The sequence below is a fragment of the Lactobacillus sp. ESL0684 genome, from assembly GCF_029392675.1.
In the GTDB taxonomy this organism is placed as follows: domain Bacteria; phylum Bacillota; class Bacilli; order Lactobacillales; family Lactobacillaceae; genus Lactobacillus.
The window spans coordinates 100,628-122,637 of record NZ_CP113941.1; the positions used below are offsets into that span (position 1 = coordinate 100,628).

At 37.7% G+C, this 22,010-nt stretch carries 20 protein-coding genes; 13 read left to right on the forward strand and 7 right to left on the reverse strand.

What is annotated here, in order from left to right; translation table 11 throughout:
• Window positions 1-53: 53 nt before the first annotated feature.
• On the forward strand, window positions 54-968 hold the full coding sequence (locus OZX56_RS00490; protein WP_277139765.1) for an HNH endonuclease signature motif containing protein: 915 nt from the start codon (window positions 54-56) through the stop codon (window positions 966-968).
• Window positions 969-1,038: 70 nt separating this feature from the next.
• On the opposite strand, the gene OZX56_RS00495 is transcribed toward OZX56_RS00490, so the two are convergent.
• The 4 genes from OZX56_RS00495 to thiD all read right to left on the reverse strand — a co-directional run bounded on the left by OZX56_RS00495 (window position 1,039) and on the right by thiD (window position 4,960).
• On the reverse strand, window positions 1,039-2,583 hold the full coding sequence (locus OZX56_RS00495; RefSeq protein WP_277139766.1) for an SLAP domain-containing protein: 1,545 nt from the start codon (window positions 2,581-2,583) through the stop codon (window positions 1,039-1,041).
• A 78-nt stretch (window positions 2,584-2,661) separates the two neighbouring features.
• Window positions 2,662-3,297: a DNA-3-methyladenine glycosylase gene (locus tag OZX56_RS00500; RefSeq protein WP_277139767.1), complete on the reverse strand. Its 636-nt coding sequence runs from the start codon at window positions 3,295-3,297 to the stop codon at window positions 2,662-2,664.
• Between the two features lie 123 nt (window positions 3,298-3,420).
• A complete protein-coding gene (locus tag OZX56_RS00505) occupies window positions 3,421-4,086 on the reverse strand; it encodes a cobalamin biosynthesis protein CobQ (RefSeq protein ID WP_277139768.1) in 666 nt (221 codons plus the stop codon).
• 61 nt (window positions 4,087-4,147) lie between these two features.
• A complete protein-coding gene (gene thiD, locus OZX56_RS00510) occupies window positions 4,148-4,960 on the reverse strand; it encodes a bifunctional hydroxymethylpyrimidine kinase/phosphomethylpyrimidine kinase (RefSeq protein ID WP_277139769.1) in 813 nt (270 codons plus the stop codon).
• Between the two features lie 156 nt (window positions 4,961-5,116).
• Here thiD and glpK point away from each other — a divergent pair, with 156 nt between their 5' ends.
• Together glpK and OZX56_RS00520 are read left to right on the forward strand one after the other, a co-directional pair.
• Window positions 5,117-6,604, forward strand: a complete 1,488-nt coding sequence (gene glpK / locus OZX56_RS00515; protein ID WP_277140331.1) for a glycerol kinase GlpK — start codon at window positions 5,117-5,119, stop codon at window positions 6,602-6,604.
• 14 nt (window positions 6,605-6,618) lie between these two features.
• Window positions 6,619-7,386 carry a tyrosine-protein phosphatase gene (locus OZX56_RS00520; protein ID WP_277139770.1) on the forward strand — a complete coding sequence of 256 codons (768 nt, stop codon included), beginning with the start codon at window positions 6,619-6,621 and terminating at the stop codon, window positions 7,384-7,386.
• Window positions 7,387-7,463: 77 nt separating this feature from the next.
• On the opposite strand, the gene OZX56_RS00525 is transcribed toward OZX56_RS00520, so the two are convergent.
• Together OZX56_RS00525 and OZX56_RS00530 are read right to left on the reverse strand one after the other, a co-directional pair.
• Window positions 7,464-8,537 carry a P1 family peptidase gene (locus tag OZX56_RS00525; RefSeq protein WP_277139771.1) on the reverse strand — a complete coding sequence of 358 codons (1,074 nt, stop codon included), beginning with the start codon at window positions 8,535-8,537 and terminating at the stop codon, window positions 7,464-7,466.
• A 24-nt stretch (window positions 8,538-8,561) separates the two neighbouring features.
• Window positions 8,562-9,785, reverse strand: coding sequence for a C39 family peptidase (locus OZX56_RS00530; protein WP_277139772.1), 1,224 nt, complete (start codon window positions 9,783-9,785; stop codon window positions 8,562-8,564).
• A 384-nt stretch (window positions 9,786-10,169) separates the two neighbouring features.
• On the opposite strand from OZX56_RS00530, the gene OZX56_RS00535 reads away from it, so the two are divergent.
• The 8 genes from OZX56_RS00535 (at window position 10,170) to OZX56_RS00570 (ending at window position 19,282) form a co-directional block, all read left to right on the forward strand.
• Entirely contained in the window at window positions 10,170-11,534 is a 1,365-nt protein-coding gene (locus OZX56_RS00535; protein WP_277125121.1) for an amino acid permease, read from the forward strand.
• 16 nt (window positions 11,535-11,550) lie between these two features.
• Window positions 11,551-12,138 carry a M15 family metallopeptidase gene (locus OZX56_RS00540; RefSeq protein WP_277125119.1) on the forward strand — a complete coding sequence of 196 codons (588 nt, stop codon included), beginning with the start codon at window positions 11,551-11,553 and terminating at the stop codon, window positions 12,136-12,138.
• 190 nt (window positions 12,139-12,328) lie between these two features.
• Window positions 12,329-13,198 carry a PRD domain-containing protein gene (locus OZX56_RS00545; RefSeq protein ID WP_277125117.1) on the forward strand — a complete coding sequence of 290 codons (870 nt, stop codon included), beginning with the start codon at window positions 12,329-12,331 and terminating at the stop codon, window positions 13,196-13,198.
• Window positions 13,199-13,339: 141 nt separating this feature from the next.
• Complete coding sequence (locus tag OZX56_RS00550; protein ID WP_277139773.1) at window positions 13,340-15,289, forward strand: beta-glucoside-specific PTS transporter subunit IIABC; 1,950 nt, start codon at window positions 13,340-13,342, stop codon at window positions 15,287-15,289.
• A 24-nt stretch (window positions 15,290-15,313) separates the two neighbouring features.
• Window positions 15,314-16,759: a 6-phospho-beta-glucosidase gene (locus OZX56_RS00555; RefSeq protein WP_277125113.1), complete on the forward strand. Its 1,446-nt coding sequence runs from the start codon at window positions 15,314-15,316 to the stop codon at window positions 16,757-16,759.
• A gap of 31 nt (window positions 16,760-16,790) precedes the next feature.
• Complete coding sequence (locus OZX56_RS00560) at window positions 16,791-17,123, forward strand: histidine phosphatase family protein (RefSeq protein WP_277139774.1); 333 nt, start codon at window positions 16,791-16,793, stop codon at window positions 17,121-17,123.
• A 267-nt stretch (window positions 17,124-17,390) separates the two neighbouring features.
• On the forward strand, window positions 17,391-18,614 hold the full coding sequence (locus OZX56_RS00565) for an IS110 family transposase (protein WP_277139775.1): 1,224 nt from the start codon (window positions 17,391-17,393) through the stop codon (window positions 18,612-18,614).
• Window positions 18,615-18,853: 239 nt separating this feature from the next.
• A complete protein-coding gene (locus OZX56_RS00570; RefSeq protein WP_277139776.1) occupies window positions 18,854-19,282 on the forward strand; it encodes a histidine phosphatase family protein in 429 nt (142 codons plus the stop codon).
• 72 nt (window positions 19,283-19,354) lie between these two features.
• Here the strand turns inward: OZX56_RS00570 and OZX56_RS00575 are convergent, their stop codons facing one another.
• The gene (locus OZX56_RS00575; RefSeq protein ID WP_277139777.1) at window positions 19,355-20,590 is read right to left on the reverse strand and encodes an MFS transporter; all 1,236 of its coding nucleotides are present in this window, start codon (window positions 20,588-20,590) and stop codon (window positions 19,355-19,357) included.
• Window positions 20,591-20,768: 178 nt separating this feature from the next.
• On the opposite strand from OZX56_RS00575, the gene OZX56_RS00580 reads away from it, so the two are divergent.
• Both OZX56_RS00580 and OZX56_RS00585 read left to right on the forward strand, forming a co-directional pair.
• Window positions 20,769-21,647, forward strand: coding sequence for a cytochrome C5 (locus OZX56_RS00580; RefSeq protein WP_277140332.1), 879 nt, complete (start codon window positions 20,769-20,771; stop codon window positions 21,645-21,647).
• Window positions 21,640-21,999: a hypothetical protein gene (locus tag OZX56_RS00585; RefSeq protein WP_277125107.1), complete on the forward strand. Its 360-nt coding sequence runs from the start codon at window positions 21,640-21,642 to the stop codon at window positions 21,997-21,999. The genes OZX56_RS00580 and OZX56_RS00585 overlap by 8 nt, the downstream gene beginning before the upstream one ends.
• Window positions 22,000-22,010: the final 11 nt, after the last annotated feature.

Here is a 22,010-nt window from a genome sequence, read left to right on the forward strand (position 1 = left end):
TTTAACTTGAGTAGAATTAAGATAAATAATTAACACTATCAAAGGAGACCTAAGTGAAATTCCAATGCAGTGCATGCGGCTTACGCATGAATTCCGTTCATTTTAAGCAGGAAGGATTAATAAATCCTAAACTGACTAGTGTTTGTGATCTGTGCCTGGAGCGAGGTCAAAGGCCCGAAGATTTTGCCAATATTGCAGTACAGATTTTTGCGCAAAGTATGCTATATACCTTTACCGGCAGTGATGCTAGCGAAGATAGGCAATTTTTGATTACTGATAAACAACAACGAAAATGTTATGAGGCTCTGATTCAAGACTATGACGGTAATAGTCTAGCACAGCAGCAATTACCGCGATCCGATTTTAATAAGGCGGTAATTGCTAGTGAAACAGGAAAAATAAGTTTTGTGCCGCGCAAAGATTTAACTTTTGCTGAAAACTTAGAAAAATTGGGCTTAGCAGTTAACTTCCAATTAAATGAAGTTGATTATATTGATCGTGAAAGAGTTCGCGCCAAGTATCATTATCGTTGTCAATATTGTGGTCGCCGTGGTCATAGCGTGGATCATAAGGACCCAGTATCGCTATCGCATAATAATGACTTTGATAATTTGATACTGTCGTGTAAAGAGTGCAATCGAATAAAATCCAACATGCCGTTTAAATTATTTATGCAGTTAAATAACCAGATTTCGCAGGTTAATCAAAAGCTAGTAACATATGAGAATACGCTGGCAACCTTAAAAGGTGAGTTTGAGGAAAGAAGACGTTCGCTAGCTGCAACAATGCATCTTAAAGGAGTGGTTAACGATCCTGAATTGAATGAAATACGCAGACAAAACAAGCAGCTTCAGGATGCGATTGATAGCCTGGAAAGTGATTATCACGACTTGTGTAATTTGCGTGAGCAGCATTTTGTTACTGGCTGGAAGTTAGTCCAAGAGGAAGGTAAGACTAATATTATTTAGTTTACCAAGATCTAATAAAAAAGAACCAGTCTACTTTGGTAAACTGGTTCTTTTAAATGTTGTGTGAGCTTTAGCTCCAATCTTCGAAGTCAAGTGTCGTTAATTGAGTTTGTGTTGTTTTAAGTAGCCAGATAGCTTCTTTAGCCTGGGCAACAGTAGCTTTATTAGACTTAAGTAGATTGCTTGCATAAGTTAATGCATTATCGTAATTGTAGCGAACAACTGAATGATAAGCATCACTGTTTTTAATAGTTTGGCTTTGGGCAATCAGGTCTTGCAATTCTTTCTTGGTACTATCAGTGATTGGTTTTTGTGCCTCATCAGTTACTTCTTTAGCCGTATTGATTGGTGTCAGCTTAATACCATTAGTAAAAGTAACATCACTAGCTTTAATAAATCTGTTGGTTAGACTAGGGTCTGCAGCTTTAGGCTGCTGCGTACTTACTGGAGTCGCTATTACAGTATTGGGATTGCTATTAGTAGGAATGTTTGGCTTGTCAGCGGGGTTAACAGTGTCACTGCTAGTATCATTATGATCATAAAACAGGTGGTAGAATAATTCTGCTTTCTTTTCACTGGCATTCCAAAGATAAATTAAGCCATCAACTGAAATAGTAGCATCTTGATGATATTTAATACTGCTATCGGTAGCTTTACCATTGACGTCATAGATTTGGACATTATTAGTTGTATTAGGCTTAACAAAGCTATAGGCAAGGTTGGTGTAGTCAGTTACAGGTAAAGCAGCACGAGGTTGAACGTAAAATTCATTAACATATTCATTTGGATAATCATGCAATCTGTAAATGTAACCGCCAAAGTCTTCAGACCATGGCGTAACTGTTAGATCCAATTTGATTTTTTGTCCCTTTTTCAGAATATGCTTGGTCCTGGCATTAGTTAAAGTTTGAGTTTTTGTGTCACTAATAACTTTAGCTGTGGTAACGCCATTATAGCGTGCGGGTTCACCATTAATGCTATCAACGTTATAGGCATTGAGATAGCGATTGTGACCAAGGGCATAATAATCATGACCCTTAATTTGGTGAGTAGTCAAATATGAGTACGTTTTAGTTTCAGCTTGCGAAAAGAAGTACTTAGGCATCTCAGTAGTAGTTTTAACTTTGCCAGCATAGTTGATAATTGAATTTTTGGCATAAGTTTGTCCAACTTTTTGCCCTTTTTTATTGTAAACAGCTGATTTGTGGTTAAGAACTAACTTACCCTGTTTAATATTTTTGCCGTTTATTTCTTTAACATCAGCTGCATTAACATAATAATTTTTACCTGTATCATAATAAGTTTGCCCGTTAATTATGCGTGTCTTGCCAGTATATGGAAAATTAGTAACATCATAATTTTCAAGATAATAATAGCCATTAGGATCATTGCTAGTAGCAGCATCGGGTGGATTAATCACCATATTATTTTCATCAATCTTTTCCTTAACTTTGTGACCATTTTTATTATAGAGATAGGCGGGATGGGTTAATACTATTGTTTGTTCTTGTGTTTTAGCTTCAACCGATTGTAAATTAGCTGTACTGGTTGCTAAGGAACTAATTGTCATTATCATAGCAGCTAAACCGATACTTAGCTTAGTAGATATTTTCATTATTTCACCTCATAAAATTAATTTAGTATGTAATTATTATAGTTCTTTTTTTTGGGGGGTAAACCGATAACTAAAAAATTATCTTTGCCAACCGTTATTTTCGGCATAATCGCGTTTTTTCATTCTGGAAACGTAAGGATTACCAGCAACATAATAGCGCAGCGGCTTATTGGCCCATTCAAGTTCAGATTGGTTTACGCCAATTCGGGTCCCAGCAGCTATCTCAATGGCGCGCTTTTTTTGCGTTTCGGATAAATCAATTGAAAAGGGTGAGTCACTTAAAAAATGTAAGTTCCACTTTTTGTCGTGAATACCAAACGCTTGCATCATTTTAGCCGGGCCATTTGTTAGTAAGACGCCACTTTTACCTGAGCGATTAGTAGTCATTTGTTCAATGCCCCAAGCGGGTTCAATTGCCCTGATTAAAACCCCTTGTGGCTCATCTAATGCTTGGGTGGCAACGTCAAAGAAGAAATACTGCCGCTGGCTGTAAATGTAAATGGTCCCACCTGTCCGATAAAGTCCTTCGTTGGCGGGACTGCGGTGGCCGCCATAGGAGTGGGCAGCACGATCGTGAATGCCAAGATAGGCCTCGGCTTCAACGATGTAACCACCGAGTAAATGAGCACCATCATGATATGTTAAAGGCCGGCCAATTAAGTCAGCAGCAATTGCCGATGTAGTATTATTGGTAAAGTATGTTGAATAATCCATTTTGTGTTTTCCATTAGTTAATAAAGAATATTTTGAGATACCAAAGTTAATTATTGCATATTTTGGTTTACTAAAATACTAATTTAAGCAAGCAAAAAGGCGAGGATCTTTCTCGCCTAATTGTTAATCTGCCAAACGCTTGCCATGCCAAGAAAGGATCATTTGCATAATTGCTTGGGCTATATTAAGATTTTTCAAAATCGGACCGTGGGAGTAGCTGCCAATAAAATTGCGGTAATGCAAACCCTCAACACCGTCTTGAGGATTGTTCCCATAACCTGTGATCATTTTACCAAGTGGCTGCAATTGCGAATCATCAAAATAAGTTTGGCCCGAGTGATTTTCAAATGCTCGAACGTCACCCCATTGGGTTGTATAGTAGGTATCGCCAATCATCCGGTTGTCAGCCTTAAAAACTGTGTGGAATGGTAAAATATCAAGGCCTTTGATGGTGGTACCAGAACTGGTCTTGTAATATGTTCCGATTAATTGGTAGCCTCCGCAAATCCCTAGCATGGGATGACCCGAATTAATATATCGCTCCAGTGTTTTTTGATGTCGTTGTAAATCTTGGGCAATGACAGTCTGTTCAAAATCTTGTCCACCGCCAAAAAAGACAAAATCATAATTAAAGGCGTCGAAAGGGTCGCCTAATGAGATATTATCGACTTGTGTTTGATAGTCCTGTTTTTTTAGTAAAAATTGTAAGATTTTAACGTCGCCTGAATCACCATAGGTATTCATCAAGTCTTCATATAAATAGGCAATTTTAATTGCTTCGTTGTTCATTATTTATCAACCCCATAATTAATTTGGTTAAAGTATAACTGATATTGCTATCTAGAAAAAATCATTTTATTTCTTGTTGCGCTGCTAGATGATTAATTGGACCATATTTAGATCCAACTGCAATTGGATGAGCGATTGCTTCATAAGTAAAATCTTTAGCAATTTTGACGCTATTAAACATTGACGAGCCTTTAGCTAGCTCTGCAGCAATGACGGCAGACAAGGTATCGCCAGTACCATTAATTCTATCAGTATTAATAAATGGCTTGGTAAACTCGTAGAATTGGCCATCAGCAGCTAAGAAAATATCGGTGACAGTATCTTGACTGGTATCATCATGCCGACCTTTCATTAATACGTTTTTAGCACCCATCTTTTGTAATTTGATAGCTCCTTGCTTAATTGCTGCTTTGTTGCCTAGGGTAGAAGCAGTAAGTCTTTGTTGTTCATAAAAATTGGGAGTAATAATGTCGGCTAGTGGCAATAATTCTGTCAAAAAGGTTTGGTAGGCATCGTCGTCAAGTAATGTATCGCCATGCTTAGTCATAATTACTGGGTCAATGACTATCTTCCCCATATGATAATTGCGCAAATTTTTAGCTACGCAACTAATGACCGCTTTGTTAGCTAGCATCCCAGTTTTTAATGCATTAATAGTAAAATCAGCATTAAGTACTTCAAATTGTTTTTGGATAAAGGCAATTGGCAAGACTTCTTGGGCATAAATGCCAGTGGTATTACCAGCAACTGCTGCAGTAAGCAGTCCCATACCATAGACTTCGCGTGCATAGAATGAATGTAAATCCGCGCTCATCCCGGCACTACCATCACTATCGTTACCGGCAATTGTTAGAGCAATAATTTTTTCTTCCATATTGAACACCTCTTTTAATGATCTCTTTATCCGCTAGTATAACTTTAAAAAGGCGATAATGATATAATTATTTCTTGTAAAACTGCAACTTGGTAGTAAAATTATTCTAAAACGCTTTCCTAGCAAAAGGAGATAATTACGGTGAAAAAATACATTATGGCGATTGACGAGGGTACCACCTCAACTCGTGCAATGATCATTGATCATCAGGGTAAGAAAGTTGCTTCTTCACAAAAAGAATTTCCCCAGTATTTTCCCCAGCCTGGTTGGGTAGAACATAAGGCTGAAGAGATTTGGCATGCAGTGCAAACTACGATTGCCAATGCCATTATCAGTTCGGGTATTCGGCCTGAGCAGATTGTGGGTATCGGTATCACTAACCAACGAGAAACGACGGTTATTTGGGATAAGAAAACAGGCAAACCAATCTATAATGCAATTGTTTGGCAGTCTCGGCAAACTACAGAATTAGCAGAAAAGCTAAAAAACGATGGTTATAGTGAAATGATCCATAAAAAGACGGGATTAATTATTGACCCGTATTTTAGTGCGACCAAAATTCGCTGGATTTTAGATCATGTTGCTGGTGCTCAGGAAAGGGCAGAGCAAGGCGATTTATTATTTGGGACAATTGATAGTTGGTTGTTGTGGAAGCTAACTGATGGCGAAGTACACGTTACTGATTATACTAATGCTTCTAGAACTATGTTGTTTAATATTCATGATCTTGAGTGGGATGATGACATTCTAAAACTGCTTAATATTCCTAAGAAAATGTTGCCAACTGTTAAGTCTAATTCGGAAGTCTATGGCTGTACTAAGTCGTATCGCTTTTTCGGTGGGAAAGTGCCAATTTCAGGAATTGCAGGTGACCAACAGGCAGCCCTGTTTGGTCAACTTGCACTGAAAAAAGGAATGGTTAAAAATACCTACGGTACAGGGTCATTTATTGTGATGAACACCGGCGAAGAGCCGACGGAATCTGATAACAATTTGTTAACAACGATTGCTTATGGCATCGATGGTAAGGTTTCTTATGCATTAGAGGGTTCCATTTTTGTGGCAGGCAGTGCGGTGCAGTGGCTACGGGATTCAATGAAGATGATTAAGAGCGCTGCTGATTCAGAAAAGGCGGCGCGGGCTTCTAAGTCTGAAAATGAAATTTACGTTGTGCCAGCTTTTACTGGCTTAGGCGCGCCATATTGGGACTCTGAGGCGCGCGGGGCGGTTTTTGGTGTTACACGTGGAACAGATAAGAACGACTTTATTAAAGCTACTGTGCAGTCATTGGCCTATCAAACTCGTGATGTAGTTGATACTATGCAGGAAGACTCAGGAATTAAAATTCCTACTCTGAGAGTGGATGGTGGCGCTTCTAATAACGATTACTTATTACAATTTCAAGCTGACATTTTAGGAACTAAAATTGAGCGTTCTAAGACCCTTGAAACCACGTCAATGGGAGCGGCGTTTTTAGCTGGACTGGCAGTTGGCTATTGGAAAAATACTGATGAGTTAAAAGATGTTTTTGAGGTTGGTAAGACCTTTGAAAGTAAAATGGAGCAGCCTGAGCGCGATCGACTTTATCATGGTTGGCAACGTGCAGTTAAAGCTACCCAATCTTTTGCTCACGACGATGTTTAAGTAATGGGGGCAAAATGGCACAGGAGAGAATTGTTGCATTTGACGGGCCAGTAAACTTTCGAGATCTTGGCGGTTATCAAAATGAAGCAGGGAAAAGACTTAAGTGGCATAAAATATATCGTTCTGATTCACTTAGTGCACTATCTGATGCTGATCAGGCTAAGCTAACTGCAATGAATGTGAGCGTTGATTGTGATTTGCGTTCGGCTTATGAAAAAGAAACTGCACCAGATAAATTGTGGTCAGGGGTAAAGTTTATTGATGTGCCAATCTACGCCGAAGATACTAGTCCCAGAAAGCACCAAGTTTATCGCTTTTTACATCATATTCCAGATATGAAAGATAATTTTATTGGTCAAATTTATCAGCAAACTTTGTTGGATAAGCATAGTCAGCAGATGTTTAGTCAAATTTTTATGCAGTTATTGACTTTGCCAACTGATGCAGCCCTAGTCTATCATTGCAGTGCGGGTAAGGATCGAACTGGCATGGTATCAGCATTAATCTTAATGGCATTGGGGATGGATGATGATACGATTGCTCGCGATTATTTATTAACTAATGAACTGTATGGTTTTGCGGTGTCTCATCAATTGCCTACTAACGATGAAATTGCCAATTTGGTTGCTAAAATGAATGTGACTAAAGGTGAAGGAACCGCGATTCGCGGTATTACGGAAACAATTCGTGGTGGCTGGGGCGATTTTGCAACCTTTTTTGAAAAAGAATTGGGTTTTAGTAAAGCTGATTTAACGAAATTGCAACAGTTGTATTTAGAGTAGCAAGTAATAGGACAAACTAAATAAGACAACCTCGAACTATAAGTTGTGGTTGTCTTATTTTTAGTTGTTAATAATGATTAAAGACCTAGTTCTGTTTTAAGCTGGAGTGCTTGTCGATCGTTTCCTAACTTGTTCAAGGCATCTTTTAGCGATAACATTGGCTTGCCTTCACGGTCTAGCGTAGTTTCGGCATGGACTAGAGAACTTAAGATGGCTTCGTTAACAATGTCAACAGTCATGCGGAAGTAGCGATCAATCTTGTCATCGGTAATTGCCTGAATATTACTTAATTCATCTTTAGGAAAATGGCTAACACGATTAGCAGTAGAAAAGGCTAGCGTGATTTCACCACTACCGTTACCAGTGAAGGATCCTGTCCGAGTGATACCAACACTTGAGCGTTTAGCAATCCGCTTAAGTTGGCGTGAGTTAAAAGGAATATCGGTAGCAATTATTGTAACAATGCTACCTTTTTCTTTTTCCTTTTTTAGTTGCGTGATTTTTTGGCCAATAGCATGACCATAGATGTTCAAGTCTTCGCCAAAGCCAAAATTAGACATAACTAGTGCTCCCATGGTAAAAGTCTTATCATCAATTTTAACTTGGCGGGAAGCAGAACCGATGCCGCCTTTAAGGTCATAGCAGCTCATTCCTGTACCACTGCCGACAGCTCCTTCAGTAAACTTTATTTTGGCATTATCAAAAGCCTCAGTAACATCAGTCTCAGTTACCCCTAGATCTCGAATATGATTAATGGTACTGTCATTGCATTCCATTACGATTGGATTAACGCTACCAGTAGATAAGCCGATTTCTGGATTTTGAGCCAGCATTCTTTTGACTAAAGCAGTATAAGCCGTTCCAACGCTAAGTGTATTGGTTAAAACAATTGGGGTTTCAATTGTGCCTAATTCTTCAATTTGTACTAGACCGGTGCTTTTACCAAAGCCATTAATTACGTGGACAGCAGCTGGCATCTTTTCTCTAAAGATATTGTCTTGACAGGATTCAATTACAGTAACACCTGTCTTGAATTTGTCATTGCTGATGGTTTTGTGACCAACAGTGATTCCAGCTACATCAGTGATTAAGTTGTTGATACCTGGTTGTGTATCGCTATTAGCGTTTAAAAGTGGTTTATTAAGTCCCATAATATTACTTCCTTTTCTCAATTATTAATAAATTTCAATGGCCCATTTTCTGACTTGATAAGCCTGCCCAAATTGCTGTTTACTAATCCAATAATGACCATTAATTGGATCAGAAACGTGGAATAGATCTTGGCTAAAGCCGTCAAGCAAGGCTGCATGATTATTCTTATAAGTTTTACCCCAAGGATACGTATCTGGTTCTGGTTTGTCAAAGTTGATTGTTACATAAACTAGAACGGGATTGCCACGCTTTAAAGCGGTAATTAAACCTGACTCAGTTACGCCAGTTAGATCTCGCAGGTAAGTATAATTGCGTCCCCATCTCAGCAATGCAGGTGGAAAGATTGCTTCAAATCTACCCTTAACATTTTTGTAGGGTGATCCGCCGAAACCATGATAAGGATTGTAATCTGGTGCAATTGGCATTTTATCAATGAAGCTTTGATAGTCAGTTGATTCTAGATGGTGGTGATAGTGCAAACCCATTAATAAGGCTGCAGCTTCGCAACCATTTTCAATTTGCCAAAACATTTGGTTAATGTTTTCAGTTGGTAATTGCCAGAGATCTTGGTTGGGCAGTTCAGCAGGTAGCTGACCTAATAGGCAGTCTGTTGTAGGCAAGAATTTATTTTCGCCAACTTGCAAGAACTCGTTACCAAATTGATCATCCATTACTGCTAGTACTTTAAACTTGGTTTTGGCAGGAATGATATTTATTGGCTGACCTGCTTGATTAAAACAACACGTTCCTTGCGGATTAATAACCATGGTAGCTTGCTGGATTAAGTCATGCTGATGTGTAATTAAAGGTTCATTATCGAGCCAAATATCAGCTTGCTTTAGCCAGCCACCATCGATTGTCTTAAGCCATGGTTGGTGGAACAGATCGTACCCATTGCCGATTATTTGGACAGGACTTTTTAGTGGTAAATGATCTAATAATTGGTGCTGGTCAGAATAGAGCTGACTACCATGACTCCGCTTTATACGTCCCCACTTTGATTGTGGATAAAGTTTGACTTCATGAAAAAAGTTAAAGTTGCGAAAATAAGCCTGCGAAAAAGCTACTAGGCCAGTCGTTGTTGAAAAATAGAGTTTACCGTCGTTATCTTGGACTAGCTCTTGTGCTGATAATTGACTGGCATACTCGAGACTGTCGATTACTTGTAAATGATTACTCATTAAGGTAGCAGAGTAACTATTAATCACTATTAGCTGTTGCTTTTTAAAATGATAGATTGTTTTCATATAAGACTCCTTTCTAGAATTGATTAGCTTAATAATAGCATAATTGACTTGCTAATTTTGCCAATTATTAATTAGATAAGGCTTATTGACAAAGTAAGATATTGAGTCTAGTATTTTTATTACAATAGAGGTTGCAATGATTATTAGCTTTACTTGAGCGTGCGAAGAGCGAAGATGGTTAAGTTAAGAGTTATTGCCGAAACTGAAATATTGTTCGCAAAGTATTTTGGTTGGGCTACAAGAGCATATCTTGTAGACTGTCCCAAGCTTTTTGGGGAGTGCTATCTAATTAGGATTTCAATTTTTACCTCATTGTATTTACAATGAGGTTTTTATTTTGATCAAAATTTTTAAATTATCGTTATTATGTTAGGGAGCAGGATATTGAAAGCAAAACAAGAAGAAAATACCCCACATTTGAAACGCTCGATTGGGGTTTTTGGTGGAAGTAGTATTTTAGTCGGTATAATGATTGGTTCAGGTGTGTTTTACATCGGATCGTATGTTTTACAACGTTCGCACATGTCAATGGGTTATGCGTTATTGGCTTGGTTAGTTGGCGGATTAGTTACCTTATTGGGCAGTCTTTGCTTTGCAGAACTGGGAGCAATGAATCCAGAAACTGGTGGAATTTATGTTTATCTTTCAGATGCCTATTCACCAGTCGTTGGTTATATGTTTACCTTCCAAAGCATGGTCATTGGTGGTCCAGGTTCTATTGCTGCGATTGCAATTGCCTTGCCGATGGCATTAACGAGCTTTTTTCATTTTAATGATTTAACGGTCAAAATGATCGCGATTTTGTTGATAATTATTTTTACAATTGTCAATTACTTTGGCGTAAATATCGGTGAAGTAGTGCAAAACTTTTTTACGGTATTAAAAATCTTACCGTTAGTTTTAATTATTGGCTTAGGAATTTTTGGCGGTCACTATTTACCAGACTTATCTTTAAAGATGCCTGTAGGTAATGGCAATTTAATGGATATTGTTCAGATGATTGCCTTTGCGGTAATTGCTTCATTATGGGCATTTGAAGGCTGGACCAATTTAAATACAGTGGCTGGAGAGATGAAAAATCCCCAAAAGAATTTACCTAAAGCATTGATTCTGTCGGTAGGTTTTACGACAATTGTTTATGTCTTATTTAATTTTGCTATTTATCGCTCATTACCAGCTAAAGCCATTGCTAAATCGATTAAAGCTGGTCAGTTATATTTAGGGACAAATGTTGCCCAGAGTTTTATGGGTTATGCTGGGACTATTTTGGTTGCAGTAACCATGGTTTTGGCTATGATTAGTTCATTAAATGGGATGATTCTAGCATTTTCACGTTATTATTATGCAGTTTCTAAGGATGGATTATTATGGAAAACTTTTGGTCATATTCATCCTAAGTACCGCACTCCTGATCATGGTCTATTAATGCAAATGATAATTTCTATTATCTTAGTATTAACACGTGATCTAAATGAACTGACTTCTTTAGTAGTCTTTAGTGGGGCAATCTTTAACCTATTATCAATTTTGGCTGTACCAGTTTTACGTCATCGTAAGCCAGATGCTATAAGACCATATAAGGTTTGGGCATATCCTTGGACCGTGATTATTGCAGTAATTGCGTTTTTAATTATTTTGATTAATAATTTCTTTGATGATCCAGTAACTTCATTACTAGGGCTATTAATTCCAGCACTTTCGGTAGGGGTTTATTATTACTTTAGACACAAATATCCAGTTAACGAATAAAGTTAGGTAGTTTTGAATGAACATAAAACAGATAGAGGCTCAAGTAGCTGCAATTAAGCCAGATCCTGGATTTTTAAATATTCAAAAAGTTGATTCGAACATAATCGTCGATTTAAAGTACGCAACACCAGATAATTTTACTGGACATAAAATTTATGACTTTACTACTGCCATTGCTAGGGCGGGTACGGCTAGAAAGCTAGGCATTGCTGCTAAAATATTGTATGAGCGAGGTTATCGCATTAAGGTTTGGGATGCTTTTCGTCCTAACAGTGCGCAAAAAAGAATGTATCAGATTTATCCACACGATGAATGGGTGGCGGCTCCTAATCCTAATTACAGTCATGAAAAAGGTGTTACTTTTGATTTAACAATTACGGATCTAGCTGGCAAGGAACTGCCGATGCAAAGCGGTTTTGATGATTTTACGGGTAAGGCATTAAGGAATTATCCCAGAACTGGGCAGCAAGAGCGTAATTACCAAATTTTGGATAATGCGATGCAGCTAGCTGGTTTTCATGGGTATGAAAGTGAATGGTGGGATTATCAAGATAACGATGCAGATAGGTATCAACCTGCCCAAGCTAACCCTAATGACTACTAAAACGTAGCACTAATTTGCAATACTTAAAATTTTTTTGCAAATAAGTATTGAAATCGCTTTAACACTTGTTTATAATTAAAAAAGTATTGAGCGTGTTACTGATTCGATCAGGCATTAACCTATGAATAAGCATTACCATAATTGGAATGGTTATTTGTAGGCTTTTTTATTGGAAAAGGGAGTTGGCTGAGTGAAATTTATTAAGAATTTTAACAATAACGCTGCTTTGGTGTCAGATGAATCTGGGGTTGACTGGGTTGTAATTGGTAACGGAATTGGCTTTGGCAAAAAAGCAGGCGATGCGATTGATGAAGCGAAAATTACTCGGCGTTTTGTCGCTGTCCAAAAGAATATCAAAATGATTGATAGTGTCAGCAATATTGATGCAAGGACTTTGAATTTAACTACTGACGTCATTGATTTAGCTTCAAAAGAATTAAATATTACCTTTTCTGATTATCAATACCTATCTCTAGCTGATCACATTGATTTTATGTTTAAGCGTGCCGATGAGCATTTGGAATTAGGTCAAGAAACTGTGCGTTGGGAAGTAGGAAAATTATTTCCTAAAGAGTTTCAAGTTGCTAAGAAAGCACTGCAGTTAATGCGTGATGAGAGCAAATTAGATTTGCCCAAAAGTGAGACAGTTTTGTTAACCTATCACTTTATTAATGCCGATTCGGACCAGACCAAGCTGCAAGATACGATTAAAATCACTAAATTGGTGCGTGGTGTGGTTGCAATTATTGAATACCAATATGGAATTCAATTAGATACAGAATCGTTTAATTTTAGTCGCTTTATGACACATCTACGTTCATTCATGGTACGTCATATCACTAGTAGCGATGATGATATTGGTAGTGGTCAAGAATTGGATAGCGCGTTGCTAAAACTAATGCAGGATAAATATCCGAAGGCTTATGCTACGGTATTAAAAATTGGAACTTACTTGCATAAACAAGCCGGATGGGACTTGCAACCTGATGATGAAGTTTATCTAACCTTACATGTTTGGCGAGTTACCCATAGACAAAGTGATATTAAAGAAGTAAAATAACAAATGTTTTTTAGCCAAAAGGCGTGTTACTGTAATTAACAGGCATTAGCCCGAAGGTTTAGAGAAGATTCTTTTACATGTTAGTAAAGGGAGTTTCTTTAAGCCCTCGGGTTTTTGTTTTGTAAATTTAAGGAGGAAGTTATGGCTTACGAAGAATTAAGTCAAAAGATTATCGACGGAGTCGGTGGCAAGGATAACGTAGCTAGCGTTGTTCACTGTACTACTAGACTCAGATTTAAGTTAAAAGATGAGAAAAAAGCTGACGATGAGGCAGTTAAAGCGACTGATGGCGTAATATCGCTGGTTAAGTCAGGTGGTCAGTATCAAATCGTAATCGGTAATAACGTTGCTGATGTCTATGATACCTTGATTAAAGTTGGTGGCTTTGCTGACGGCGGAGCTGTAGCTGATGACTATGTTGATAATAGCAACATGAGTCTTATGGATAAGTTCATTGACTTAATTTCTGGTATTTTTACACCAATTTTAGGACCAATGTGTGCTACTGGAATGATCAAGGGCTTCAACGCCATGTTTGTTGCTTTTGGGTGGCTCACTGAAAAGTCCGGTACTTATATTGTCTTAAATGCAATTGGTGATAGTTTGTTCTACTTCTTACCAATTGTTCTAGGAATTTCAGCTGCTAAAAAGTTCAAAATTGATAGCTATTTGGGTGCGGTAATCGGAGCAGCACTTTGTTATCCATCAATTGTGGCAATGACTAGTAGTAAAGCTACATTATTTACACTATTTAAAGGAACCATTTTTGAAGCACCAATTCATATGACATTTTTGGGAATTCCCGTAATTTCAATGAATTATACTTCAACAGTTATTCCAATTATCTTAGCAGTTTGGTTTGCGTCTAAGGTACATAAGCTGGCGCGTAAGATTATTCCTGATGTGGTCAAGACTTTCTTAGTACCATTAATGGTAGTAATAATTACAGTACCAATTACCTTATTAATTATTGGGCCAATTGCTACTTGGCTTGGTGACGGGATTTCGGCAATCGTAAGTGGTATTTATAACTTTAGCCCGATTATTGCTGGTATTTTGATGGGAGCCTTCTGGCAAGTCTTTGTTATCTTTGGCGTTCATTGGGGTTTTGTGGCCGTTATGATGGCCAATATTGCAGCAATGGGCTACGATCCAATCTTGGGTCTTTCATTGGCCGCTTCATTTGCGCAAACTGGTGTTGTATTAGCTATTATTTTCCAAACTAAAGACGAAAAAACTAAGAGTTTATCAATTTCGGCTGCAATTTCTGGACTATTTGGGGTTACCGAACCTGCTATTTATGGGGTAACCTTGCCACGTAAGAAACCATTCTACATTAGTTGTATTGCTTCAGCTGTTGGTGGTGCTTTGATTGGTGCTTTAGGTACTAAGGTTTATATTATGGCCGGAATGGGAATCTTTGCGATTCCGGATGCCATGGGCAAGAACGGTATGGACCGTGGATTTTACGGTTTAATCGCTGCAATGGCTTTGGCACTTGTTTTAGGCTTTGTTTTACAAATGATTTTTGGCAAGAGTTCAGTTGATGAACCATTAGTAGAAGCAGCGCCTGCAGGAACTGGCGCAGACGCTACTCATGAAGCTGATAAGGTGGTCACTAATGAAGTAGCTACTGTTATCCCAGAAAAGTTGACAGCACCTGTAAATGGTGAAATAGTACCATTAGAGCAGGTTAAAGATGAAGTCTTTTCAAGCGGTTCAATGGGTAAAGGTGTAGCAATTAATCCTAGCGATGGCAAAGTTTGTTCACCACTTAGTGGTAAGGTTGCGATGGTTTTCCCAACTGGACATGCCATTGGTTTGATTTCAGATAATGGCGCTGAAGTGATGATTCATATTGGAATGGATACAGTAGAATTAGATGGCAAGGGCTTTAAGACTTTAGTTGAAAAAGACCAAACTGTTAAAGCTGGCGATCCATTAATTGAGTTTGATTTAGAGGCTATTAAAAAAGCTGGCTATGTAGTTACAACACCAGTAATTGTTACTAATACTAATAGTTATCAGGAAGTTAAAGTGCTGGCTAACGATCAGGTCAAAATCGGTGATCAGTTGCTTGACTTAGAATAAATTAAATAAGAAAGGTTGGTATATATGAAGACGAATAATTTTCCTAAGAACTTTTTGTGGGGCGGAGCAACCGCTGCTAATCAATTAGAAGGTGCCTATCAAGCAGATGGCAAAGGGTTGTCCTTACCTGATATTCTGCCAGAAGGTCGCGATCGGATGAAGGTAGTCAATGCACCAGACTTTGATTTTACTATTGATGAAGATAAGTACTATCCTAACCATGTTGGAATTGACCATTATCACCATTTTAAAGAGGACATTGCCTTATTCGGCGAGATGGGCTTTAAATGTTATCGCTTTTCAATTGCGTGGTCACGGATTTTTCCTAATGGCGATGAAACCGAGCCTAATGAAGCTGGCTTGAAATTTTATGATGAAGTGATTGACGAATGTTTGAAGTATAATATTGAACCGGTGATTACCATTTCACATTACGAAATGCCATTAAATCTGGTTAAAAAGTATGGTGCTTGGAAGAACAAAAAGTTAATTGACTTCTATGAAAGATTTGCACGGACTGTTTTGACTCGTTATCACGATAAAGTTAAGTATTGGATGACCTTCAATGAGATTAATAGTGCAGCGCATTTTCCGGTAATGAGCCAAGGGCTAGTTGCTGCTAACGGTGCTAATGATAAGAAGAATGTTTACCAAGCTTGGCATAATCAGTTCGTTGCTAGCAGCAAGGCTGTTAAGATCGGTCATGAACTTGATCCTGATTTACAAATTGGTTGTATGATTTTGTATGCAACTACTTATAGTTATGATGCTAATCCTGCCAATCAATTAGCGACATTGCAGGATAATCAAGCTAATAATTTCTTCTGTGCAGATGTACAAGTTCGTGGTCATTATCCAGCTTATACCAAGAGTTTATTAGCTCGTAATGGTGTAAAGCCAGAAGATTTGGATGTTACCCAGGAAGAATTAGACTTACTGGCTGAGAATCCGGTGGACTACATTGGCTTCAGTTACTACATGTCATCAGTTGTTGACGTTACTAATCAGGATGCTGAGACTGTTAATGGTAATTTGATGGGCGGAGTTAAGAATCCGTTCTTAAAATCTAGTGACTGGGGTTGGCAAATTGACCCAACTGGTCTAAGAATTGCGCTTAATCAATTATCAGATCGTTATCAAAAGCCATTATTTATTGTTGAAAATGGTCTAGGTGCATTTGATGAACCAGATACAAATCATTATGTTGCAGATGATTATCGGATTGATTATTTGCGTGAACATATTGAAGCTATCTCACAAGCGATTGATGATGGTGCTGATGTAATGGGTTATACTCCTTGGGGTTGTATTGACCTAGTCAGTGCTTCAACCGGTGAAATGTCTAAACGTTATGGCTTTATCTATGTTGATGAAGATAATGAAGGCAATGGTAGTTTTGATCGTTATAAGAAGAAGTCATTTGATTGGTACAAGAAGGTAATTGAAACTAACGGTTCCGACCTAAAATAACAAAGTTAAAACTTTGGAAAGGCAAAAAGAAATGAAACACAAATTGATAAAAGCGCTGCTTTTAATCTCAAGTTTATCCACCACTTTTCTGATTAGCTCAAATCCCGCTGAGGCCAAGAGTAAGAATACAACTAAGCCAGTGACAATTTATTTAACTCGTCACGGAGAAACAACTGCTAACGTAATGCATCTAGCTCAAGGTTGGAGTGATTTTACCCTGACTGATAACGGGGTCAAAGGTGCAGAATACCTTGGTCGAGGCCTAAAGGGCACTAAGTTCAAGGCTGCGTATTCTGGCGATTTAACTCGTCAGGAAAAGACAGCTGAAGGTGCTCTCAAGTATTCCGGCAATAAAACATACTAACCTAGTAGTGGGTCAATATTCGACGGAATATTGATTCACTGCTTTTTCTTTGTTTTAAAATTGAAGCAGGGTTGAAGTTAATATGCCCTAGTTACTTTTGACGCTTGTACCTAGTACTTGACGCCCTAAATAAAACTGACAGCTTCATCAGTTAAACTTAAATCTCTTCGTAGTATGTTGGCACTTGATGTCCGGTATAGAAAATTAGATATAGTTTAGCTTGTAACTTCTACCCTGCACAATTAAGTTAGTTGGAGGTATTTGAAGATGAATAATTTAGTTGTAGTGGGAATTGACGTGAGCAGTCGTAAATCTGCTGTTTGTATCATGCTTAATAAGCAAGTCATTAAACAGTTTAATATCACCAATGATGCCATTGGTTTTCAGCAGCTACTTGATGAATTAGAATTTTATCACCAACAACCACAGATTGTCTTTGAAGCAACTGGGGTTTATTCTTGCAGATTGCAGGCTTTTCTTAACCAATATCATTATCGCTACACTATGCTTAACCCACTTAAAGCCAAACAGCAATTAGATCAATTTAGACGCAATAAAACTGATCGCCGCGATGCTAAAGATTTAGCTTACTCACAGTTTATTTATCATCGCGGACCAACTTATCTACAAGACCCTAACTATAAGCAGTTAGGTGCCATGAGTCGTTTTTATGAGCAATTAACTCATGATTTGGTTTCAGCTAAGAACCGGTTACACCGCGTATTACAGTTTACTTTTCCTGAGCTAGAAACCTTAACTAGTCATCCTGACGGTACGAATTATTGGCGCTATGTCCAAACTTTTACGCATCCACAAATCGTTAAAAATTTAGGTTACGAAGGAGTTATGCAGTATTTTTTAAGCTTCCATGGTATTGGTAAGCAGCGTGCAAATAAGTTGGCAACTAACTTACTTGAACTGGCTGACACAGCTTATCCAGCAGTTGATAAAGCTGCTTTTGAAGTTGAACAAGCTAGATATTATGCTCAACGACTAACCAAACTAACTAAAGAGCGTGAAAATGTCATTCAAAAGATGTCTGACTTAGCTAGTAAATTACCCAACCGTGATCTAAAAATTCTTGAAAGTATTCCAGGTATTTCACAAATTACCGCAGTTAGATTATTAGGTGAATTAGGCGATATCAGACGTTTTCGTAATCCTAATGCCTTAAATGCCTTTGTTGGTTTAGACTTACGTCATTACCAGTCGGGCGAAATGGAATTGACTGATCATATTAGTAAACGTGGCAATCCCATTGGTCGTAAGATTCTCTACCGTACGATTGGACAAATGGATTCAGTAAGATATTCTGAGCCTTGTCACATTGCCGATTATTACGAAAAGAAAAAACGATCTTCTCAAAGTAGAAACTTCAAGAAGATCGCCATCGCAGCAGTCCACAAACTAACACGGACTGTCTACTATTTGATTGTGCATGATCAATTATATGATTATAGCGTAGTCAAAAATAAACAGGGCTTTAACTAAAACCAATTGATCATAAGATTACTATAACAGCTTAGTTCAAAAATGCAATTGGACTAAGCTTATTTGGGTTACAACATATTATCTAAGTTTAATCTACTTAAAGATAATTCTAATGACGGACTACAAGAATTATGATTTAATACCTTGATATACTTGACTTTGAGTAGAAAAAAGTAAAATTACAAATTGATCAACGTTTACGTGAATGCAATTATGGTAGTTATGAAGGTCGTCCTGATATGGCTAAAAATGTGCCAGAAATTTCGGCATATTTGGGCTATAGTAGCATGGAAGAATTCCAAACTAAGGCTGGTAAGAGATTACAGAATGAAATGCAGGATGGCTACTATGGCTTAGATAAAGAAAATAAGTTGAATACGACTTTGCCAGACGCTTATCGTGCAGAAAGCTCTCAAACAGTTGAAAAGAGAATGACAGCTGCTCTAAAAGCAATCGCTAAAAAACAACAGAAAAAAGGTGGCAATGTCTTAGTTGTAAGTTCAGGCATGTCAATCAACCTATTCTTATCAACACAAGACTATCCACAATATGAAGGAACTGGATTAGCTAATGATTCAGTCACGAAGTTAACTTACCGCAATGGTAAATTTAAACTATCAGGTGAGATTGGTAGTTTGGAATACTATAACGCTGGTAAAAATAAATAATACTCGATAATTTTATACCCTTTCAAAAATAAAAATACTGTCTGTAACTTTAGAGTTATAGGCAGTATTTTTTTACTTAGCTGATTTTTTGAAGCTGAAAAAGATAATTAAAATAAAATTGAGTAACAATGTAATTCCGGTTGTCCAAAAGACACTAGCGTAGTTGAAGACTCCAGAAATAGTCGAGCCCATCAGTGAACCAAAGACTGAACCAACTGCTTGAAAAGATTGGTTATAACTAAAGATCCGTCCAAAACTTTCTGCAGGAGTATTGAGTGTTAGTACAGTCTGAGCAGCTGGCAACATTGCGGCACTAGCAATTCCTAATAAAAAGCGTAAACCGGCTAGAACCCATGGCGAATTAGTTAAAGCCATTGGCACAAACAAGATGGCACCAGCTATTAAGCCAAGTCGTAATATTTTTAAGGGTCCAATTTCATCCATTTTATGACCAACTTTAGAAGCAGCTAGCAGTGTTCCTAAGCCTGGTGTTGCAGCAACAATACCAGCAATAAAAGCGACGTTTTTACTATTTGGCATCATTGACTTAACGTAAAGTGAGACGATTGGATCAATTGACATGTTAGCTGCCTGTACCAATAAGGTTGTAATAAACATAACAATGATTAACTTGGTATTAGGCAGCGTATGCATGATTTCCTTCATTGGTTTCATTTCTGTTCGTGAAATTGGAGTAAAATCTTCATGAACTAAGAAGGTAGAACCAAGGAACACCAATAACATTAAAAAGCCAGTAATGAAGAAAGGAATTCGATAACCCCAGGCACCGCCTAACAAATTACCAAAGAAACTTGATAACACTCCGCCAAGTAAAGGCCCAACTAAATTACCAGCAGTTCCTGCAGTCATCATTTGACTCATCACCCAACCACTTTTTTGGTGGGGAGTTTCACCAGCAATTAAGGCAGTGGCGTTATTAATATAACCGGAAAAGGCACCTTGGATAAAGCGCATCACAATGATATAACCTGCGTTTGGTGCAAAACCAGTGGCAGTAATTGTTAACGCCATTACGCCAGAAGCACGCATACACATTAGCTTTCGTCCTTTACGATCAGCTAAATTGCCCCAATAAGGAGAAACAATTGCTTGTGCAATAAAAGTTACGGCAAAGGCCAAACCAGAATACATGCTGATTTGCAATTGACTATAATGGCCAAGATCAGCAATAAATAACGAAATAAAGGGCATGGTCATTGAATAGCCCATACCAGTGATAAAACAGCCTAGCCATAAGGTGTAGAATGCCTTGTACCAATTGGCTGATAATTTAATATTTTTGGTCAAAATTCACTCATCCTTTTGTAAAAAAACATATCATTTCTATGATAGCACTAAGAATTGCTAAAAAATTATTAAATTTGTAATATTTGCAAGATAATCGTGTTAGGATGATGTTTCTGAAAGGAAGAGTTACAGCATGAGTAAAAATTCACGCATGACTAGAAGCGAGTATCGTAAGCAGATGTCACATGATGTGGAAATTTCACAAACGAACTCTTATGTTCAAGAAAAGGTTGAGGTTTCACAAACGCGAACCAATTATCGCCATTTGAAATTGAATTTTTGGGAAGTTTTTTCTGATCGACCATATCTTGCAGTGGCAATTGCGGTTTTAGCAATTTTCTTAGTGATGGTCAAATTATGGTGGTTATTAGGAATATTATTAATTATCGTGGTAGTTGGTATCTATATTATTGGCCGCAGCCACCATCCTGACCGCGTACTTAGTTTAGAATTTAAGTTAAAGGCTACCAAAAAGTTAAGTATGCTAAGGGCCCTGCAATTTGGTGGTTCGATGGTAATGTTTCTGGCTACTTATATGAAGAAAGTAGTCACCGTTAATTTTTCAACGGCTGGTTCAACTGATGGCTTGCAAGTTGTGCAAGGTGTATTGTCTAATCGCGGCGGGTTTTATGGTCAACAAGGCTCGTATTTGTTAAGCCTGCTTAATACGTTGACTGGCGGACAACTTTGGGGGAAATATCGTTATGCGGCTAATAGCGCTCAAATGATGAATAGTGATGCGGGACGATTAATCATTATGTGGGTGCTATTATTGATGATTGCACCAGCGATTTCGTTCTTAGCACAATTTTTTAAGGAGCCGTATTCAAGAAACGTTGTTTTAATATCAGCGGCAGTTGCAACTGTTAGCTTTATCTTAACGCCTCACTTAATGAATAAATGGATTGTGGCTTATGCCATGGAGAATCAAATGACTCATGCACAGGCACAAGCAGCTGTGCATGTGGGGCCAATGGCTTATGTTGCTATGCTTTGTGCAATTTTAGTGTTAGTAATTGCGATATACCGTGTTTTTAAACAGGATCGATTTGAATAAAAGATTGAAAAGAATATGCGACTTTCTAATAACGTTATTTGTACTGATAATTATTGGTATAGCAGGTTTTAAAGTATTTGATGATTATGGAGAATCTTTACTTAAGAATGCAGTATATTCAAAAATTAAACAAAAAAACACCGTTCACAAATATAGTGTGAATACCAAAACAGATAAAAAACTTATTAATGAAAATACAGAATTAATATCTATAGAATCAGATAATCAAGGCTCTGGAAATATTCTTTATTATATTATAAAAATTGGTAAATCAGATTATGGAGTAATGTTTAAGAGTGCTGGCTTATCAAAACAACCAAAATTGAAAGGTATCAAATATTTAGGAAAATAAAAGTTTCCAAG

What these genes read in the sequence shown, in the direction of transcription:
- OZX56_RS00520 (WP_277139770.1), top strand. Translation starts at nt 6,619, where the DNA reads ATGGCACAGGAGAGAATTGTTGCATTTGACGGGCCAGTAAACTTTCGA.
- OZX56_RS00500 (WP_277139767.1), bottom strand. Translation starts at nt 3,297, where the DNA reads ATGGATTATTCAACATACTTTACCAATAATACTACATCGGCAATTGCT.
- OZX56_RS00525 (WP_277139771.1), bottom strand. Translation starts at nt 8,537, where the DNA reads ATGGGACTTAATAAACCACTTTTAAACGCTAATAGCGATACACAACCA.
- OZX56_RS00530 (WP_277139772.1), bottom strand. Translation starts at nt 9,785, where the DNA reads ATGAAAACAATCTATCATTTTAAAAAGCAACAGCTAATAGTGATTAAT.
- OZX56_RS00560 (WP_277139774.1), top strand. Translation starts at nt 16,791, where the DNA reads ATGAAACACAAATTGATAAAAGCGCTGCTTTTAATCTCAAGTTTATCC.
- OZX56_RS00570 (WP_277139776.1), top strand. Translation starts at nt 18,854, where the DNA reads ATGGCTAAAAATGTGCCAGAAATTTCGGCATATTTGGGCTATAGTAGC.
- OZX56_RS00555 (WP_277125113.1), top strand. Translation starts at nt 15,314, where the DNA reads ATGAAGACGAATAATTTTCCTAAGAACTTTTTGTGGGGCGGAGCAACC.
- OZX56_RS00580 (WP_277140332.1), top strand. Translation starts at nt 20,769, where the DNA reads ATGTCACATGATGTGGAAATTTCACAAACGAACTCTTATGTTCAAGAA.
- OZX56_RS00505 (WP_277139768.1), bottom strand. Translation starts at nt 4,086, where the DNA reads ATGAACAACGAAGCAATTAAAATTGCCTATTTATATGAAGACTTGATG.
- OZX56_RS00550 (WP_277139773.1), top strand. Translation starts at nt 13,340, where the DNA reads ATGGCTTACGAAGAATTAAGTCAAAAGATTATCGACGGAGTCGGTGGC.
- OZX56_RS00565 (WP_277139775.1), top strand. Translation starts at nt 17,391, where the DNA reads ATGAATAATTTAGTTGTAGTGGGAATTGACGTGAGCAGTCGTAAATCT.
- OZX56_RS00495 (WP_277139766.1), bottom strand. Translation starts at nt 2,583, where the DNA reads ATGAAAATATCTACTAAGCTAAGTATCGGTTTAGCTGCTATGATAATG.
- thiD (WP_277139769.1), bottom strand. Translation starts at nt 4,960, where the DNA reads ATGGAAGAAAAAATTATTGCTCTAACAATTGCCGGTAACGATAGTGAT.
- OZX56_RS00540 (WP_277125119.1), top strand. Translation starts at nt 11,551, where the DNA reads ATGAACATAAAACAGATAGAGGCTCAAGTAGCTGCAATTAAGCCAGAT.
- glpK (WP_277140331.1), top strand. Translation starts at nt 5,117, where the DNA reads ATGGCGATTGACGAGGGTACCACCTCAACTCGTGCAATGATCATTGAT.